Here is a 17,760-nt window from a genome sequence, read left to right as displayed (position 1 = left end):
ATGGCGAAGACGCCTTCTCGGGTTCGGGCCGAACCCGAGAAGGCGTGTGCGCTACCCGGATGAAGTCGATTGTGCCGCGACCATTTCGACGTCGGTCAGACGCCGTTCGGTGCCGGGTACCTCCCGTGCTGGGCCGGTCACGGTCACCGATACCTCCTGGACCACTTCGGTCAGTGATCGTCGGACGCTGACCCGTAGTTCACCCGGTTCGACGATGCGCCGTCCATCCCGACCGGTGAAGGAGAACTGGCGAGGAGGCACGTCGAAACCGACTGTCGCCGTCTCGCCTGGTTCGAGCGCTACGCGCGCGTAACCCACAAGCTGGGCGAGCGGCCGGGTGACAGAGGCGACCGGATCGTGGACGTACAGCTGGACGACATCCGCCCCCGTGCGCTCGCCGCTGTTGGTCAGATCGATCGAGCACTGGATCGGCTGTGTCGCGTCAACCTCGTTGCTGGTGAATTTCAGTTGCCCGTACTGGAACTCGGTGTAGCTGAGCCCGTGTCCGAATGGCAGGGCGGGGGTAGGGTCGACAGAGCTGATCTGACTGTAGGCGGGCTTCCCTCCGAGGATCGGGTGGAGGTAGCTATAAGGCTGGACGGTGCCCGGTCCCGGCAAGCTCATGGGCAGGTGGCCCGACGGGTTCACCGCGCCGCTGAGCACGCCGGCGATCGCGCCCGCGCCTTCCTGCCCAGGGAAAAATGCTTGCAGAACGGCGGAGGCGTTGTCGAGAATCTGCGAGATTTGATAGCCGCGTCCGGTCATCAATACAACGATGGTGGGGGTGCCCGCCGCTAGGACCGCACCGGCGAGTTCCTGCTGTGCACCGGGAAGGTCGAGGGTGATCGAGTCGGAACCCTCGCCCGAGGTGCCACCACCGAACATCTCCGCCCTGTCGCCGAGGACGAGTACTGTCAGGTCTGAATCCGCTGCCAATGCCGCCGCCTCGGCAATGCCGGTACGGTCGTCGTCGTTGACGCCGGTACCGTGCGCATAGTCGATTACAGCACAAGGGAATTCGCTTGTTATCGCCTCGAGGACCGTTTTGGCATCTACGCCCAGCGGAACCTCGGGATACTTCTGTAGTAGGTGATTGGCGAAGGTATACCCGCCGAAGAGGGCTGTAGTTGTATCGGCGTTCGGTCCGATGACCGCGATATGCTGCGAACTGGCGGGATCGAGGGGGAGAACTCCGTCATTGCTCAACAGAACAATGGATTCTTCAGCTATGCGCCGCGCGATTGTCTGCGTGGCGCGGTTGTCGATTTCGATCGGCCGGCGAGGATCTGGATCGTAATCATCGTCCAACATGCCCAATTCCGCCTTTTGCCGCAGCACGCGGCGAAGAGCACGGTCGACCAGCTTCTCGTCCAGGCCCCCGTTTTCGATCATGCGGACCACTGGATCGAGATATGCGACGCCTTGTGGCAATTCGACGTCGATACCGGCGGCAAGCGCTTGCGCCGCCGCATCCTCCAGGCCCGCGGCGACGCCGTGGTAGGCCTGCAGGAATACGACGCTGAAGTAGTCCGCGACCACCGTGCCTGTGAAACCCCAATCGTCGCGCAGGATTTCGGTCAGGTAGAACGGGTCGGCCGTGACGGGGACCCCGTCGATCTCGGCGTAGGAATTCATCACCGACCTGGCACTCGCGTCCTTGATCGCGACTTCGAACGGAGGTAGATGTACGTCTGCCATCTCGCGCGGCCCAGCGTGGACCGGTGCGGTGTTGCGTCCACCGCGCGAGTTCGAATAGCCGACAAAATGTTTGAGGGTAGCGATCACGCCGGCGGACTGTAAACCGCGAATATAGGCCGCACCGATGGTGGCGACAACATGGGGATCCTCGGAAATGCACTCCTCCACCCGTCCCCAGCGCTGGTCGCGGATGACGTCGAGAACGGGTGCGAGGCCCTGATGTATGCCGAGCGTGGACATGGTGTTGCCGATGCCGCGTGACATCTCCTCGATCAGGTCAGGGTCGAAGGACGCACCCCAAGCGGGGGGTACCGGGAACATCGTTGCCTTCCACGCGGTCAGGCCGGTGAGGCATTCCTCGTGGACGATGGCGGGGATGCCGAGGCGCGTATTCTCGCGAAGCCAACGCTGTCGGGCAATCAACACCTCACGAGCTTCATCCGGCTCGACCGGGCGGGAACCGTAAGGGCGGGTGATCTGACCCAGACCGTGCTGGGCGAAGTCTTCGAAAGCCGCCCTCTCGGTGTGCAGGAGATCCTGCCCGGGTGCGACCGGGGGGCCGACGGTCTGCCAGAAGCCGACGAGTTGACTCAGCTTCTCGCGCAACGTCATTCGATCGACCAGGTCGTTCACACGGTCGGATAGGTCATCGCTGCGGTAGTCGCCGGGCTTGTCGTGGTCAGTCATCGGTCCTCAATTCCTTCACTGGATGTAACGGGGAGTCGGTACCTGTCGATTGATGTGGCTGCCGGTCTCGGCTGTATGAGGCGTACTGCGTGGCAGTGCTCCGGTAGCGGCGGAGCACTTCCGGTGCCGGCGGTGTGGTGAAAATCTGGACCTCCGACAGTGCCCAATTCGGTGGGCGGGCGCCGCCCAGCAGCGTCCACGCGGCTTGGCGGGCCGCGCCGTCGGCCACGTACTCGCCCGGCGGCGGTACATCGACGGGCACCTCGCGTACCGAGGGAGCGATCTCACGGACCGCGGCCGATCGTGCGCCTCCTCCGATGAGGGCGACGCGGTCGACGGGCACCGGTCGGCGGCGCAGGGATTCGGCCGCGTCGGCCATGTGACAGACCAAGCCCTCGACAGCCGCGCGGGCATAATTCGTTCGTGTCATCGTGGACGTGGTCATCCCGGACAACGAACCTGTCGCATAGGTGCGCCCCACCAGTGTTCGGGGTCGATCTCGGTGCCGGGTGGATGCGGCGCGCTGCCGTGGCGCACCAGTAGACCCGACTCTGCTTCACGCACGACGACTTTGCATGACTGGGTGGAGGAGTCGACCCCAGCGACCAGCATCGGAGTGGGGTTCATCAGCCGAGCAGGTGGTCGATGGCCAGTTGCTGCAACCGCACGAATCCGAAATCGCGTTCTGCGGCCTTGTTCGGGTCGAAATCTTCGTCGGTCGTGAGGAACTCGGTGATCGACTCGTCATTGCCGAGTGTCGGTTGCGCGAGTTCGAGGAGTCCGGAGTAGGTCATTGCCTCCTGCACTCGCGGGTCGTCGCGGAAGGTGCGCGCCTTCTCCGTGAGCGTCAAATACGTCGAGATGCAAGCTTTCGCTGATTCCCATACACCGGTCATGTGTTCGGTGCGGGAGGGTTTGTAGTCGAAATGCCGTGGGCCGGTGTACCGAGGTCCGTCGGGATGTGCGGGAAAACCGTTCTCGAGCAGGTCGACGGTGAAGAACGCCGAGATCAGGTCGCCGTGGCCGAAAACCAGGTCTTGGTCGTATTTGAGGCCGCGTTGGCCGTTGAGGTCGATGTGGAACAGTTTTCCACTCCACAGCGCCTGCGCGAGTGCGTGTGTGTAGTTGAGGTTGGCCATCTGTTCGTGGCCTGTCTCGGGATTCAGGCCGACGATGTCGTCGTGCTCGAGCTCGGCGATGAACGCGAGCGCGTGCCCCACAGTGGGTAGCAAGATGTCTCCGCGTGGCTCGTTGGGCTTGGGCTCCAACGCGATTCTCAGGTCGTAGGCCTGTTCCTTGATATACGCGGCAACGGTGTCCACGCCCTCTCGATACCGCTCGAGGGCGGCGTAGAGGTCTTTCGATCCGTCGTACTCGCTGCCTTCGCGGCCACCCCACATGACGAAGGTGCTTGCTCCGGCCTGGGCAGCCAGATCCACAGCTCGAAGAATTTTCCGGAGTCCGAATCGGCGAATAGCGCGATCGTTTGCGGTCAGCCCGCCTTCCTTGAAGACCGGATGGCTGAACGTGTTGGTGGTGACCATCTCGATTGTCAGGCCCGCGCGATCGGTCGCCTGCCGGAGGCGTCGCACGATCCGTTCCTTCGTGGCGTCATCGGCGTCGAAGGGGAATACATCGTTGTCGTGGAACGTGATTCCCCAGGCTCCCAACTCGGCCAGCCGTTGCGCATAATCCCATGGTGCGAGCGCCGGCCGGGTCGCGGTGCCGAACGGATCGGCTCCGGTCCATCCGACAGTCCACAGGCCGAACGAGAACTTGTCCTCTGGCGTGGGTTGACGGGTCACGGGGATTCCCTTCGTAAGGTCCGGGTGCTCACGCTCCAGTGAACTAGCACGAGATAGTAGCAGATCAGGACCTGTTCCACACGGGCATCGGACTGGATGGGTGTGCGCCGGGCCGCTGTTGGGCTGGCCCGGTCTCGCCGCGGGACTGAGCACCCACGACGGAGAGTTGCTGTCGGCCGGAGTCGCTGCCGCGCAAGATACACCGCCACCAAACTTTGACATCGGCTTCAGCGCTCGGCACAGGATCTTCACAACGACCGGTCAAGCCCACCGATCAGACTGCCGGCCTCGGCACCGGACGGTCCAATCCACTTGTCAGCCCGACCAGTTCCCCGGAAACGCGACCACAGTCTGTTCGGTTTCGGGTCGTCCAATTTCGGCATAGCCCGGCGGGCGACAGCCCAGGGTGGTTCCCCTACGCGATGGCGGCCTCGCCGACTTCGGCTTCGTCCAGACGTTTGATCCGGGGGATCAGCACTATGGAGATCAACACCACCACCGCGAGTCCGGCTACAAAGTAAAAGGCGTTGCGGTATCCCGCGTCGCGATAGAACTGGGTGCCCTGCAGCACCGTGCCGCCGCGAGCCATCACAAGGAAGATGACCTGTGTGACCACGGCGGTCACGATGCCCTGGACCATGCCCTGCATACCATTTGCCAGGGCCTGTTCGTGCGGGCGTACCGCTTCGATGATCATGATCGGCGCGAGGGCCGCGGCGATACCGATACCGACAGCGACGACTGTGCCGGTTACTGCCAATTGGCTCGGCGTGTAGTGATACTGCGCCATCAACAGGTAGCCCACGACGGTCGCGGACGCGGCCACTGCCAGGAGGAGTCGGGTGTCGATCCGACGTGCGAGAAACCCGGTTAGCGCGGCGGCGACGAGAATGATCACGCTGGCCGGCGCCCCGATGACGGCCATTCTCGTGGCGGTGTAGCCGAGACCGTCGGAGGCAGTGGGTATGGGCGGCATCAGGGCGAGCAGCTGTGTAATGGTTCCCGCGGTGAGTACGGTGCCCGAGAGCAGCGCAGTGACGGCGAGAACCGACCATACCTCGCGCCGCCGTAATAGGGACGGCTGGAACATCGGTTCGGATACGGTCACTTCCACGATGAGGAAGGCCACCAAAGCCAGCACACCACCGAAGAGGAACGCCAGCGTCGCCGGGTCGGTCCAGCCCCAGGACGACCCTTTTCCGACTCCATAGAGAACGGCGGTCAGCCCGCCTCCGAGCAGTAGGCCGCCCGACCAGTCGAAGGTTCGGTTCGGATTGCGCACTGGGCTTTCCGGCACGAACAACGCGAGCATCAGCAGGCTGACTGCCGTTGCCGCGACCAGGAACCACAGCACGCCGCGGAAGCCATGGTGGTCGAGCAGCCAGCCCGACAGGAACGGACCACCGAGTGCCACGAGCCCGACCGCGCCGCCGATCATGCCGCTGGCGGGGCCGACCAGGCCACGTGGGAAGACATCGCGTGCGATGGCGAAGACCAGCGCTCCCATGCTCAGGTAGATTCCGCTCAGGGCTTTTCCGGTCAACAGGAGTGCATAGTTCGGGGCCAGCGCGGCCAGAAGATCGCCCACCAGTCCGGTGGCCGTCACAATGATCATCACTCTGCGCTTGCCGAACAGGTCGGCCGCCTTGACGACGAACGGCATCAGGAATGTACCGACCAAGGCCGCGCTCAGGCTGAACCACGCGATTTGTGTTGTCTGGAAATGGATGGCTATCTGCGCTTGGGCGTTCCCGGCGAGTAGTCCGATGACCGAGAGCAGTTGGGCGGGCCAGATGAGAGAGATCAGCAACAGGGCATAGCGGGCGTTGCGGCCGGTGCCGCGACTTCCGTGCGGTTGCGTTGCGGTTGTGGTCACCGACTTGCCTTTCGATGGTTCGAGCGTGGCAATGACGGATGTGTCGGCCGACATTGCGACATAATCCGAGGGTGTCGGCTGCCGTGCGCGCGCAGCCAGGTCTGCCTGCGGCGACCGGTACGCGATGTGATGGCGCTGGGGGAGCCGGGATTCGAATTCCGGTCTCCGCCGGGCAGTTGCCACCCGGCGGAGACCAGCAGGTCAACCGCCGGAGCCGGCGGAGGAACCACTCTTGAACCCGTCGGCCGATCCCGAGGGCAGCCGCAGGTTGGCATCGGGCACCCCGGTGCCGTTCCCGTCGAGTAGTCCGTCCTGACCGGCGTACGGACTTTGTCCTGGAGGGGCCTGAATGGTGAGCAGGTATTTCCAGCCGGCGTCGGCCAGTGCCGCCCCGCCGCCGATCAGCAGGCCTGCGACGCCACCTGCTCCGGCGAAGGCGCCGATGGCGGCAGGCGCAGTGGCCAGGCAGGCGGGCCCCACGAGCAGGCACGAACCCAACCCGATTACTGCCCCGATTCCGGCCCCTATCACAGTGCCCGCGAACCCGCCGACGCCGAGATTGCGACCCAGGTCACCGGATAATTGGTTGAGCGCCAGCTGATCTTCCATCGGGGAGGCCACCGGCGCTAACCCGGCTCGGTGCACCCCCGTGACATCCGGGCTCAGGGTCAGCGTGCGCTGGTCCGCGGAGATCTGCTGCCCGATCCGGAACTGCTGGTTGTTCACCTGGAACGTCAAGGGCAGTTCCGTGAGCATCTCTCCCCGCGCGCCGAGAATCTGCACGGTGCGGCCGTCGGGGCCGGCGGCGAAGGTCGCCCCATTGAGCTGGGTGACTACCGAACTGTCCGCGATTGTGGTGCGAAACTCTGGTGGCAACGGGGGCTGGGACTGTGCGGGAAGCGCCGTGACGGTGAGCGCGCCGATCGCCGTCAGAGCGGCTACCGCTGTGCACCGGACCGGTCGGCCGCGTCCGGTGGCCATCACTGCGGTGTTCCCGGTGCCGGAGCGCCCCCTGGTTTGCCCTGTGTCTGCTCGGCATATTTGCTCGTTCCAGGTGGCGCGTTGAGCGTGGTGACGTATTCGAACGCGGCCGCGGCGGCGGTGGGGCCGCCGGCGATGATCAGGCCGGCGATTCCGCCGACCCCAGCGGTGAGGCTCATGATGGGCAGCACGGCGACGATACAACCGAGGCTCAGGGCCACACATGCGGCGCCGGAAAGCACTATGCCCACTCCGATTCCCGCGATCGCGCCGATCGCGGTGCCGACCAGCGTGCCGAGGGATGTGCTGATACTGACGGCATTGATGAGGTCGTTCATCGCCAGCTGGTTCTCGAGTGGTGAGGCCACGGGGCGCAGCGCTGCCCGGTTCAGTCCGCTGGTGTCGGGCGTGATCGTCAGCGTACGGCCGTCGTCGGAGATCTCTTGCCGGAGCGCAAGCCGTTGTCCGTCCAGTGAGTAGGTCAGTGGGAGGGTATCCACGACCTCACCGGCGGTGTTGCGGACCGCGACGGAGGCGCCGGCGTGCTGCAGGGAGAAGGTGCCCTGGTCGAGAGTGGTGACCACCGATTTGTCGACCAGAGCGGCCTGGTAGGCAACCGCCGCCGCGGGAGTGGGATTCGGGTCGGCGGATGCGGTGGACATGCCCACCACAACGGCCGTGGCCGCGAGTGCGGCGGTGAAAGTCGAACGGCAAATTCTCATCGAACTTCCTCATCGAAGTGGTACGCATCACTGCCCGGCGGCAGTGAGATGTGCGTCACTAGCACGAGGCAGTACCGTATCTCACAATGCTGATGCTGTCACGTGCTAGTCGAGACCTCTTTCCTGTGAGTGCACCTCCGTCTGTGAGTGCACCTCCGTCGGAGGCGCTGCGGCGGGACTGTCCGCCGAGTGCGGACTGCGGCACCCTGGATTCGTGGCCCGTATCGCTCGGTTCGAGCGTTATGGGCGATGTCGAGCCTGCTGCGGGGTGCTTGTGCGGTCGGCCTGAAAGCCCCGGCGGTCCGTGCGGGTTTGCTACGGTGACTAGCACGAGATAGTCGAGAGGATTCGAACCTTCATGGACAAGACCGAAGAGGCGGCCACCGCGCCGGCCCTGACCCTCGCGCAGAAGATCGCGGTGGGCTCCGGAGCATCGTTTTGGCGGACCCGCTCGGTGCCGGGGATCCGTTCGCTGATGCTTACCGATGGTCCTCACGGATTGCGAGCCCAGGGGGAGCGGGAGGATCATCTGGGTATCGGGGCGAGCCGGCCGGCGACATGTTTTCCGACCGCAGGTGCTCTCGGCTCCTCGTGGGATGTCGATCTGCTCGCCGCAGTGGGCGCCACGATCGGTGCCGAGGCGGTCGACCAGAATGTCGATGTCGTGCTCGGCCCCGGTGTAAACATGAAGCGAAACCCGTTGTGTGGACGCAACTTCGAATACTTCAGCGAAGATCCTTTACTGGCGGGCAAGCTGGCGGCCTCGTGGATCCGCGGGGTGCAGTCGTCCGGCCCCGGCACTTCCCTCAAACATTTCGCCTTGAACAATCAGGAAACCGGCCGCATGACGACCGACGTGCGGGTGGACGACCGTGCACTGCACGAGTACTACCTGCCTGCCTTCGAAATCGCTGTGAAAGAGGCCGAGCCCACCACGGTCATGAGCGCCTACAACCGGGTGGAAGGCGTGTACTGCAGCGAGAACGAGCGGCTGATCACCGAGATCCTGCGTCGTCGGTGGGGGTTTCGCGGGACGGTCGTGACCGATTGGGGTGCGATGAACGACCGGGTGGCCGCCTATGCAGCGGGTGTCGACCTGGAGATGCCCGGTATCGGTGGCGCTTCCGATGCCGAAGTGCATGATGCGGTTACCGCGGGACGGTTGAACGAACAGCTTATCGACGAGTCGGTGGAGCGGATGCGTCAGCTCGCCGCGCGCACCGTGGGCCGCGGCAGCTCTGAATCCGGTGACCTCTACGAACGGCACCACGTTCTGGCCCGCCGGGCAGCCACCGAGTGCGGCGTACTGCTGAAGAACGAGAATCATCGGCTTCCACTGGCTCCGGGCATCCGGGTGGCACTGCTGGGCGAACTTGCCGAGCAACCCCGGTATCAGGGCGCCGGCTCCTCCCGAGTCACGCCGACTCGGGTAACCCGGATGCGCGAGAGTATCGCCGAACACGCGGAAGTCGTATACGCGGCAGGCTACCGGGCGTCGTCGGAGGAACACGACGCGGCGTTGCTGGCCGAGGCTGTACAGCTGGCGGAGTCCGCGGAAGTCGTCATCGTCTGCGCCGGGCTCACCGAGATCTCCGAGAGCGAGGGTTTCGATCGCGAACATATGCGTATTCCGGCCGGCCAGCGCGCCCTGCTGGACGCGTTGGCTCATCTTTCGGACCGCGTTGTCGTAGTTCTCACGGGAGGCAGTGCCGTCGAGATGCCGTGGGAAGCGAGCGCCGCGGCAATATTGCACATGCAGCTCGCGGGCCAGGCGGGCGCGGCGGGCGCGGCGGATCTGCTCTTCGGCAGGGTGAATCCGTCCGGCAAGCTCGCGGAGAGCTATCCACTCCGCTACCGCGATGTCGTCAGCAGCGGATACTTCGGCGTGCGCCCTGAGCAGTCGCCGTACCTGGAGAGCATGTACTGCGGATATCGGTACTTCGACAGTGCGAAGGTACCGGTTCGGTATCCCTTCGGGTTCGGGCTGTCCTACACGACATTCGAGTATTCGGGGCTGAGGGTGACGACCCACAGCGACCACCGGGTAGAGGTCGTATTCACTGTGACCAACACCGGTGACCGAGAGGGGGCCGAAGTGGTCCAGCTCTACGTGTCGCCGCGTACCGGCGGTGTCCACCGGCCGGCACAGGAACTGCGGGCATTCGCCAAGGTTGCGGTAGCGGCCGGTTCGGCCCGGGAGGTTTCCCTGCACCTGGACCGGCGCGCGTTCGCGCACTTCGACCCGACCGGACAGGACTGGGTTGTGGAGCGGGGCGAGTACGAGTTGCGCGTCGCGGCCAGTTCGCGGGATATCCGGCTCACCGAGGTAGTGCAAGTCTCGGGCGTGGAGCCGCGGCCGTCGACAGCGGCCGAGTGGTATCAACGTCCGGCCGGAGCACCGACACTCACGGACTTCCTCACGGTGCACGAGCCGTTTCCGCCGGTCGCCTCCCCCCGCAGAGGGGCCTTCGACCTCGGCAGCTCGCTCTTCGACCTGAAGGACGCCAGTCCTGCATGCCGCGTCCTGTTCCGTGGGGTGGAGCGCACAGTCGCCCGGCGCGCCGGCGTCCGTGTCGACTACGACGATGTGCATTTCAGAATGCAGATGCACTCCGTCGCAGGGCTGCCCCTGCGCAACATGGCACGAATGAGTCAGGGGACGATGTCGCCACGCCTCGCCCAATTCTTTGTCGACAGTGCGAACGGGCACACAGTGCGCGGGTTGTGGTCCCTGCTGCGGGGCGGCCCGGCGTGAGTTCCCGATCGGCGGGTACGCGGCCACCCGCTCCGTCTGGTGCGATGGGCGGGTTCTTGCAGTCCCCGCTGTGGGATTCGCGGGTGCGGTCTCGGGACGTGGGTCGCTCCGAGGCGTGGATCGGCTACCTGCTGGGACCGGCCGGGGCGCTGCTTCTCAACGCTGTGCTGGCCACCTATCTCAACGTCTACTACACCGACGTGCTGGGGTTGACCTCCGTCTGGGGCGGCACATTCCTCGTTGTCCTTCCGGTGCTCGCACGAGTGGTCGATGTGCTGACCAACCTCGCGATGGGGTATTTCATCGACCGGACTCGCACGCCGCAGGGCAAAGCGCGTCCGTACCTGCTGTTGAGTGCACCGCTGCTGACGCTCACGGCGATCCTGCTTTTCACGGTCCCCCGAGCCGGAGAAACCGTGCAGGTGATCTGGATCTTCGTCTCCTACAACCTGTTCTATGCACTGGCATACACGCTGTTCAGCATGAGCCATGGCCTGATGGTGCCGTTGTCGACGAGGAACATGGAGCAACGCGGCAAGCTCTCGGTCTTCGTCCAGATTTCCACAATCGCGGTTTCGGGCATCTTCGTGGCGCTCGTTTTCCCGGCGGTGATCTTGCCGGTGATCGGCATCGACCAGGGCCGATGGATCGCGGTGATGAGCGTGTTCGCGATCCTTGCACTTCCACTCACCCTGCTGCAGTACTACTTCACCAAAGAACGAATCAGTGAGGAACAGGACTCCGGCGAGGAGCCGATCGGGTACGCGCGGCAGTGGCGGGCGATCGTAGGCAGCCGCTATCTCGTTGTCCTGTTCGCGGTCGTGCTCCTGAACACCTTCACCCTCGGCGTGCAGAACATCGCGCTGGTCTACTACAGCAACTTCGTGCTCGGCACCTACAACGACGGATCTACCCAAGCATTATTGGCCGTGATCGGCGGACTGCCCATGGGGATCGGGATCTTCGTGGTGTGGCCGTTGGCAAAACGACTGGGCAAACGCAACATCACCAGCGCCGGCGTCGTCCTCACGCTCCTGGGCAGCGCGATATGCCTGATCGATCCACACGATATGGCGACCGTGCTCGTCGGGCAGTTCGTGAAGAATGTGGGTAGTCTGCCGATGGCCTATGTACTGCTGGCCCTGTTCGCGGACACTCTCGACGACCTCGAATGGCGCAACGGCTTCCGGCCCGACGGGGTGGCCATGTCGGTGTTCAGCACCATCGGTATCGGTGTGGTCGGGCTCAGTACCGGTCTGTTCAACGGGCTGCTGGCCGGTGTCGGATACTCCGCACCGCATGTCGGCGAAACGGGGGAGCTGATCAGTCGGCAGTCTCCGGAGGTCCAGGACATGATCACCTTCGCGTTCCTCGGACTCGGCATCGTCACCGGTGTCATCATGCTCGCCCTGCTGGCTTTGCTGAACGTGGAAAAAGGACTGCCCGAGAAGCAGGCCGAGATCGCCGCCCGGCATCCGGACCGAAACGAAAGTGAGTAGATATGTCCAACATCGAGGTGATCAAATGACGACCGCGTCCGCAGTGGGCCGGCCGGGTGTCTTCGTGACGCCGGATTTCGATCTTGGCGAGGCAGGGCCCGCACCGTACTTCCGCCGCGAGTTCGACATCGCGCACCGGCCGGAGCGTGCGATCCTTCGTGTGACGGCCATCGGTCTGGTCGAACCGCATCTCAACGGCGCTCGGGTGGGCGATGAGGTGCTGGCTCCCGGATGGACCGCCTATCGCCATCGTGTGCAGGTCTGCACCTATGACGTCACGGACCTCATCGAGCCCGGAAAGAATGTGGTCGGTGCGGTCGTCGGCGAGGGCTGGGCGGTCGGCCGGGTCGGATACGACGGACGGAACCACCACTACGCCGACCGGCCGGCCCTATTCCTCGAACTGGAACTCGACCACGGTGGGCACCGCGAGACCATCGCTACCGGTCCGGAATTCACAGCCGCCACCGGTGCGGTGACAGCCCATAGCCTCTACGACGGCGAGACCCACGATGCCCGGCTCGAACCGAGTGGTTGGAGCACACCCGGATTCGACGCCAGTGGCTGGCATCCGGTGACCGTCTTCGACTGGAGTACCGACACACTGGTCGACCCCATCGGTCCGCCGATCCGCCGGATCGAGCAGCTCGCGCCGATATCGGTGACAGCCCGTCCAGGCGGCCGCTACCTCGTCGACTTCGGCCGGATCGTCACCGGTTGGACACGGCTCACCGTAGAGGGCGCCACGGGAACAACGGTCACACTCCGGCACGCCGAGGTGCTGCGCGACGGCGAAATCGACACCGCCACATTGCGGACCGCGCGGGCCACCGACCGCTACGTTCTGCGGGGAGAGGGCATCGAGACGTGGGAACCACGCTTCACCTTTCACGGTTTCCGCTACGTCGAGGTCGACGGATGGCCCGGTGAGCTCGAGCCCGAATCACTGGTGGCGGTCGTTGTGCACAGCGAGATGATCCGGACCGGCTGGCTGGAGACCTCCGACGAGCAAGTGAACCGCTTGTACTCCAACGTGGTGTGGTCGATGCGGGGCAACTTCGTCGGGGTCCCCACCGACTGCCCGCAACGTGACGAACGGCTCGGCTGGACCGGTGATATCCACGCTTTCGCGCCGGTGGCCGCCTTCCTGTACGACGTGCGCGGCGTGCTCGGGTCGTGGCTCGCGGATCTGGCGGCCGAGCAAGCGCATCAGGGGGAGGTCCCGTTCGTGGTTCCGGATGTGCTCGATACTCCTTCGCCGCAGACGGCACTGTGGGGTGACGCCGCAGTCGGGGTGCCCTGGGCACTGTATTGGGAGTACGGCGAGGTAGAGATCCTGCGGCGCGCGTACCCCTCGATGACGATGTACGTGCGCGATGTGGCGGGACGCTTGGACGCGAAGGACCTGTGGAGTTCGGGATTCCAGTTCGGTGACTGGCTCGACCCGGACGCCCCGGAGGATCGCCCCTCCGAAGCGAAAACCGACCGGCACCTGGTCGCGCAGGCATACTTCTGCCGGGCCGCCGGGCAAATGGCGCGCACCGCCCGCATTCTCGGCTTCGATGCCGACGCCACGGAGTTCGAGGAGCTCGCCGCCCGCGTCCGGGCCGCTTTCCGGCGCGAGTACGTCACCACGTCCGGGAGGGTTGTCGGTGAGACAGCGACCGCCTACGCACTGGCTGTCGCTTTCGAACTCCTCGACGCGGATCAGCTCGGCCGCGCCGGCGACCGGCTCGCCGAGATCTCCGCGCGGAACGGATACCGGATCTCCACCGGCTTCGCAGGTACACCACACGTACTGCCGGCCCTGACCACGGCCGGCCGGGCAGAGGACGCATATCGCACCTTCCTGCAGACCGAACTGCCGTCGTTCCTGTATCCGGTGACCATGGGCGCCACGACGATCTGGGAGCGGTGGGACGCCATCCGCCCTGATGGCAGCCTGAACCCCTCCGGGATGACCTCGCTCAACCACTACGCCTACGGTGCCGTCGCCGACTGGATGCACCGGACCGTGGGCGGGCTCGTAGCCGTCGCACCCGGATATCGCGCGGTGCGAATCGCACCACTGCCCGGCGGTGACCTCACGCATGCGACCCTGACCCACGACACCGCCCACGGGCGCTTCCGGGTCGCCTGGCGGATCTCCGACGGTGTCATGTCTGTAGCGGTAACCATCCCGGAGGGAGTCGATGCGACAGTGGTGCTGCCACATGATCCCGAGGGCCGGGTCGTGACCGTGGACGGGGGCGAACATCGGTGGGAATACAGCCTGCCACATGCCCCCGATGCACCCGGATACACGATGGATACCCCGCTGCGGACTCTGGCCGACGACTCGCAAGTGTGGGCCGCCCTGACAACAGTGTTCGGTAAGCACTTCCCGGGCGTGCCGATCGACGGCAAGGCTCCCGAAGCCGCGGCGATCTCCCTGAACACGTTGCTCGAGTATGTCCCGGGTGCCTCGGCGGAACTGCAGGCCGATCTCGTGGCGGCGCTCGGTCCCGGTGCCGGCGGGAGCCAGTGATATCTGCAGACCGGCAGCTAATTCTCGCCCGAAGAGCCCGCGTTAATAGGTAGAAGCCTGATTTGCCGACGTAACAGCAGGCCACGCCGAGGGGCGATGCTATCTGCACGTGCTAGTGTCCGGAAGGCTGGATCGTGTGACCATCCGGCGCTTCGGGAGGTATTCGGAATGCCGACGACCAAAAAACGTGTGACCGCCGCCGATGTGGCCCGGTCGTTGGGTCTTTCGCGTGCCACCGTCGGTTTCGTTTTGAACAACACGCCGGGACAGACCATTCCGGAGGCCACCCGCCGGCGTGTGCTCGCCGAGGCCGAACGACTCGGTTACCGGCCGAACGCGGCGGCCCAGGCGCTGCGACGAGGCAGCACCCGGCTGGTGATGCTGCTGCAACCGGACTGGCCGGTCGAGACCAGCATGTCCGAGTTCTTCGAGGAGGTCTCCTACCACCTCGAGCGAGCCGGATACACGCTCGTGCCCTACACGCGCCGGGCGGGTGACCGCGCGCGGCCGCTGTGGGAGGCGCTGCATCCCGACGTGATAATCGGGCTCGGGGAGCTCGATGAGGCCGAAGTGCGCTCGGCACACGAGAGTGGGGTGCGTACGGTTGTCACTGCGCCGCTCGAAGCATCGGCGGCGGTGGCTGCCGCCGGAGCCGGTCACCAGGTCAGGCACCTGCACGAACGAGGGCATCGTCGGCTGGCCTACGCGCTCCCGGACGACCCGCGCCTGGCCGACCTGGCGGCGACCCGTCTCGCCGCCGCACGGGAAACGGCGCGCGACCTCGGCCTGCAGCTTCCGGATGCCCGGCAGGTCGGTAAAGCGGGTGAGCGTTCGGCTGCCCAAGCGGTCGAACACTGGCGGGACAACGGAATCACCGGGGTGATTGCGTACAACGACTACACCGCCGCGTTGGTCGCCGGAGCCGCCTTTCGCGCAGGGATCGGCGTACCGGCCCCACTGGCAGTGATCGGACACGACGACACCCGGTTCAGTGAGGTGTTCGTCCCCGCACTGTCGAGCGTGCGCATGGAAATGGGTGGGCTTGCCCGCTACGTCGCCGAACTTGCGCTGCACGGCGCCGGGTACAGGACAACGGCTCCACAGCCCGTTACGCCTGGGTTCATCGTTGTCCATCGCGAATCCACTTGAGTCGCGTTGCGGCGGGCAATCCCGTCCTCAAAGTGCGGTCGACCCCGACTGTGATCGCGGGTGTTGGGCTGGATACCCGGCATCAGGTCGGGCTGTTCTGGTGGCTCGACATCGCCTCGTTCACCGATTACGGGTGATGTAAAGCGTTCATAGCAGGTTTCGGCGGCTTCGACTATGAAGTGCCGGCCGGAAACGCTGATATCCGTACTTGATGCGGAGGAGCTCATGAGTCCCGACAGGGATGCGCGATGCCGGTCTGGAGTCGGATCGGTCGGACGTGGATTTGATGGCTCTCCTGCACGTGGAGACGATACTGCCGGCGGCGCTCAGCGGACCCGGTCCGCTGCGTGGGCACCCGCGATCCGGCCGAACACGATCGCATCAGCGATATGGAAACCGCCGTCTTTTGCCCAGCTGTAGGTCGAGCTCACGGTGCCGGCCGCATAGAGACCGTCGATCGCTGCGCCCGACCGGGACAACACTCGCGCGTGCTGGTCGCGGCGCGGGCCGCCATTGGTCCACGCCAGGACAGGTGCACTCTGATAGGCGTAGAACGGGGGCGCGGTGACCGGAGTGAGAGTCGCCGGGGCACGGCCGAAGAGATCGTCCCGTCCTGCGGAGCAGGCGCGGTTGTACTGGTCGACCGTGGCGGTCAGGGTGGCCGGGTCCACGCCGATACGGCCGGCCAGTTCCGCGAGGGTATCGGCGCGATGAATCCACCCGGCGGCGATCTCCGCACTGTTGTCCGCACTCCACCGGTACCCGTCCATCAGCACGTTCCAGCCGACGGCCATGACCTCCGCGTCCGGGCTGATCGGGCCGGCGGCCCGCGTACGCTCGTCGAAGACGACATGCATCGGCTGCTTGGGGTGCAACTCGTAGCGGCCGTCGATCAGCGCTTGACCGTGACCGCTGGGGACACATTCGTCGACGAACCGGCGGCCGTTCTCGTCGACCCAGACATAGCCGCGGGAGTACAGGAACATGGCGAAGAATCCGTGTCTCGATCCCGGCCGGGCGATTCCGTTGACCGTCATCATATTGTCCATATGCCACAGGTCCGCGCCCACTTGCTCGGCCATGCGCAATCCGTCGCCGGTCGCGGCGGTGCTGCCCCATACCGGTACGTCGTGTAACCCGAGATGGGTACGCACGAGTTCTGGATCGCCTTCGAAACCACCGGTCGCCAGGACGACGCCGCCACGTGCCGTGATCCGCCGGCCGGCGGCGGTGACCACGCCGGTCACCGCACCCGTGGCAGGATCGGTTGTCAGTTCGACGGCCGGTGTGTCGTAGCGTACTTCGATGTCGCGCTCGTCGAGCGCCCTCGTGAGCGCACCGAACAATCGCCCGTCGCCGAGTACGCCGTCGACGCTTCGGTAGCCGCCGTAGCAGTCGCTCCCGTCGAGTTCCGGATATTCTGCGGTATAGGAGCCGTTCGGCAGGACCCGCGCTCCGAGCGACTCGATCCACGACGTGACCTCGCGTGTCCCGGCTGCCCATGCGTGCACCACGGGCTCGGGAACCGGCCGGTCACCGCACAGTGCGCGAAGGTAATCGGCCGCGCCGTCCGGATCGTCGTGGTGGAACCATGCGCCGCCGGAGACGCGGGTGTTCCCACCCGCCTCCGCGGGGCCCGTCTTCTCCAAGACCACTACGTCGGCGCCGGCTGCATGCGCGGACAGTGCGGCCGCACACCCGGCGGCGCCTATCCCCACGACGATGACGTCGACCTCGTCGGCGCCATCGGGATCGCGTGCGAGCCGGTCGCTTTCCCGAACAGGATTGGGATGCATTCGTCGTCTCCTCGTCAGTCCACCGCCGGCTCACCCGAGGGGCCTTGCCCCGGAGCCGGGTCGGACAGTATTTGTCCGGCCGGGCTGCAGAAGCGACCTTTTCCACTCATCGGGAGAAACGGTTCCCGAGTTCGGGCATCAGCGGTGGCCCGGGCCCGGGAATGGACTCGTTCTCCGTGTGGTCAGGGTGGGTGCCGGTCGAGGTTAGGCAAGTAGCCGCCATCGATTCACTCAGTCGATAAGGGATGAACACCGGACTGCCATC

Annotated in this window: 11 protein-coding genes; 4 read left to right on the top strand and 7 right to left on the bottom strand. The window is 65.3% G+C overall.

Annotated elements, in window-relative coordinates; translation table 11 throughout:
- Positions 1-51: 51 nt before the first annotated feature.
- From ACQEVO_RS14600 to ACQEVO_RS14575, 6 genes are all read right to left on the bottom strand, one after another.
- Positions 52-2,385, bottom strand: coding sequence for a beta-glucosidase family protein (locus ACQEVO_RS14600; protein WP_432913256.1), 2,334 nt, complete (start codon positions 2,383-2,385; stop codon positions 52-54).
- Positions 2,378-2,815 carry an FGGY-family carbohydrate kinase gene (locus ACQEVO_RS14595; RefSeq protein ID WP_432913255.1) on the bottom strand — a complete coding sequence of 146 codons (438 nt, stop codon included), beginning with the start codon at positions 2,813-2,815 and terminating at the stop codon, positions 2,378-2,380. The genes ACQEVO_RS14600 and ACQEVO_RS14595 overlap by 8 nt, the downstream gene beginning before the upstream one ends.
- Before the next feature lie 196 nt (positions 2,816-3,011).
- Positions 3,012-4,190, bottom strand: coding sequence for a xylose isomerase (gene xylA, locus ACQEVO_RS14590; RefSeq protein ID WP_432913253.1), 1,179 nt, complete (start codon positions 4,188-4,190; stop codon positions 3,012-3,014).
- A gap of 415 nt (positions 4,191-4,605) precedes the next feature.
- Complete coding sequence (locus ACQEVO_RS14585) at positions 4,606-6,120, bottom strand: MFS transporter (RefSeq protein WP_432913251.1); 1,515 nt, start codon at positions 6,118-6,120, stop codon at positions 4,606-4,608.
- Positions 6,121-6,267: 147 nt separating this feature from the next.
- The gene (locus ACQEVO_RS14580; protein WP_432913249.1) at positions 6,268-6,942 is read right to left on the bottom strand and encodes a hypothetical protein; all 675 of its coding nucleotides are present in this window, start codon (positions 6,940-6,942) and stop codon (positions 6,268-6,270) included.
- Positions 6,943-7,046: 104 nt separating this feature from the next.
- Positions 7,047-7,769, bottom strand: coding sequence for a hypothetical protein (locus tag ACQEVO_RS14575; RefSeq protein ID WP_432913248.1), 723 nt, complete (start codon positions 7,767-7,769; stop codon positions 7,047-7,049).
- A 358-nt stretch (positions 7,770-8,127) separates the two neighbouring features.
- Here ACQEVO_RS14575 and ACQEVO_RS14570 point away from each other — a divergent pair, with 358 nt between their 5' ends.
- The 4 genes from ACQEVO_RS14570 to ACQEVO_RS14555 all read left to right on the top strand — a co-directional run bounded on the left by ACQEVO_RS14570 (position 8,128) and on the right by ACQEVO_RS14555 (position 15,699).
- The gene (locus ACQEVO_RS14570; protein ID WP_432913246.1) at positions 8,128-10,524 is read left to right on the top strand and encodes a glycoside hydrolase family 3 C-terminal domain-containing protein; all 2,397 of its coding nucleotides are present in this window, start codon (positions 8,128-8,130) and stop codon (positions 10,522-10,524) included.
- 44 nt (positions 10,525-10,568) lie between these two features.
- The gene (locus ACQEVO_RS14565) at positions 10,569-12,023 is read left to right on the top strand and encodes an MFS transporter (RefSeq protein WP_432913244.1); all 1,455 of its coding nucleotides are present in this window, start codon (positions 10,569-10,571) and stop codon (positions 12,021-12,023) included.
- Positions 12,024-12,048: 25 nt separating this feature from the next.
- Positions 12,049-14,550 carry a family 78 glycoside hydrolase catalytic domain gene (locus tag ACQEVO_RS14560; RefSeq protein WP_432913243.1) on the top strand — a complete coding sequence of 834 codons (2,502 nt, stop codon included), beginning with the start codon at positions 12,049-12,051 and terminating at the stop codon, positions 14,548-14,550.
- Positions 14,551-14,718: 168 nt separating this feature from the next.
- Positions 14,719-15,699, top strand: a complete 981-nt coding sequence (locus tag ACQEVO_RS14555; protein ID WP_432913242.1) for a LacI family DNA-binding transcriptional regulator — start codon at positions 14,719-14,721, stop codon at positions 15,697-15,699.
- A gap of 326 nt (positions 15,700-16,025) precedes the next feature.
- Here the strand turns inward: ACQEVO_RS14555 and ACQEVO_RS14550 are convergent, their stop codons facing one another.
- Positions 16,026-17,495, bottom strand: a complete 1,470-nt coding sequence (locus ACQEVO_RS14550) for an FAD-dependent oxidoreductase (RefSeq protein ID WP_432913240.1) — start codon at positions 17,493-17,495, stop codon at positions 16,026-16,028.
- Positions 17,496-17,760 lie beyond the last annotated feature (265 nt).

Source organism: Nocardia sp. CA-290969, from assembly GCF_050936135.1.
In the GTDB taxonomy this organism is placed as follows: domain Bacteria; phylum Actinomycetota; class Actinomycetes; order Mycobacteriales; family Mycobacteriaceae; genus Nocardia.
The sequence above is the reverse complement of the archived record's forward strand: the minus strand, read 5'-3'. Positions and strand labels throughout refer to the sequence as shown.

What these genes read in the sequence shown, in the direction of transcription:
- ACQEVO_RS14570 (WP_432913246.1), top strand. Translation starts at nt 8,128, where the DNA reads ATGGACAAGACCGAAGAGGCGGCCACCGCGCCGGCCCTGACCCTCGCG.
- ACQEVO_RS14555 (WP_432913242.1), top strand. Translation starts at nt 14,719, where the DNA reads ATGCCGACGACCAAAAAACGTGTGACCGCCGCCGATGTGGCCCGGTCG.
- ACQEVO_RS14575 (WP_432913248.1), bottom strand. Translation starts at nt 7,769, where the DNA reads ATGAGAATTTGCCGTTCGACTTTCACCGCCGCACTCGCGGCCACGGCC.
- ACQEVO_RS14600 (WP_432913256.1), bottom strand. Translation starts at nt 2,385, where the DNA reads ATGACTGACCACGACAAGCCCGGCGACTACCGCAGCGATGACCTATCC.
- ACQEVO_RS14565 (WP_432913244.1), top strand. Translation starts at nt 10,569, where the DNA reads ATGGGCGGGTTCTTGCAGTCCCCGCTGTGGGATTCGCGGGTGCGGTCT.
- ACQEVO_RS14550 (WP_432913240.1), bottom strand. Translation starts at nt 17,495, where the DNA reads ATGCATCCCAATCCTGTTCGGGAAAGCGACCGGCTCGCACGCGATCCC.
- ACQEVO_RS14560 (WP_432913243.1), top strand. Translation starts at nt 12,049, where the DNA reads ATGACGACCGCGTCCGCAGTGGGCCGGCCGGGTGTCTTCGTGACGCCG.
- ACQEVO_RS14585 (WP_432913251.1), bottom strand. Translation starts at nt 6,120, where the DNA reads ATGTCGGCCGACACATCCGTCATTGCCACGCTCGAACCATCGAAAGGC.
- ACQEVO_RS14595 (WP_432913255.1), bottom strand. Translation starts at nt 2,815, where the DNA reads ATGACACGAACGAATTATGCCCGCGCGGCTGTCGAGGGCTTGGTCTGT.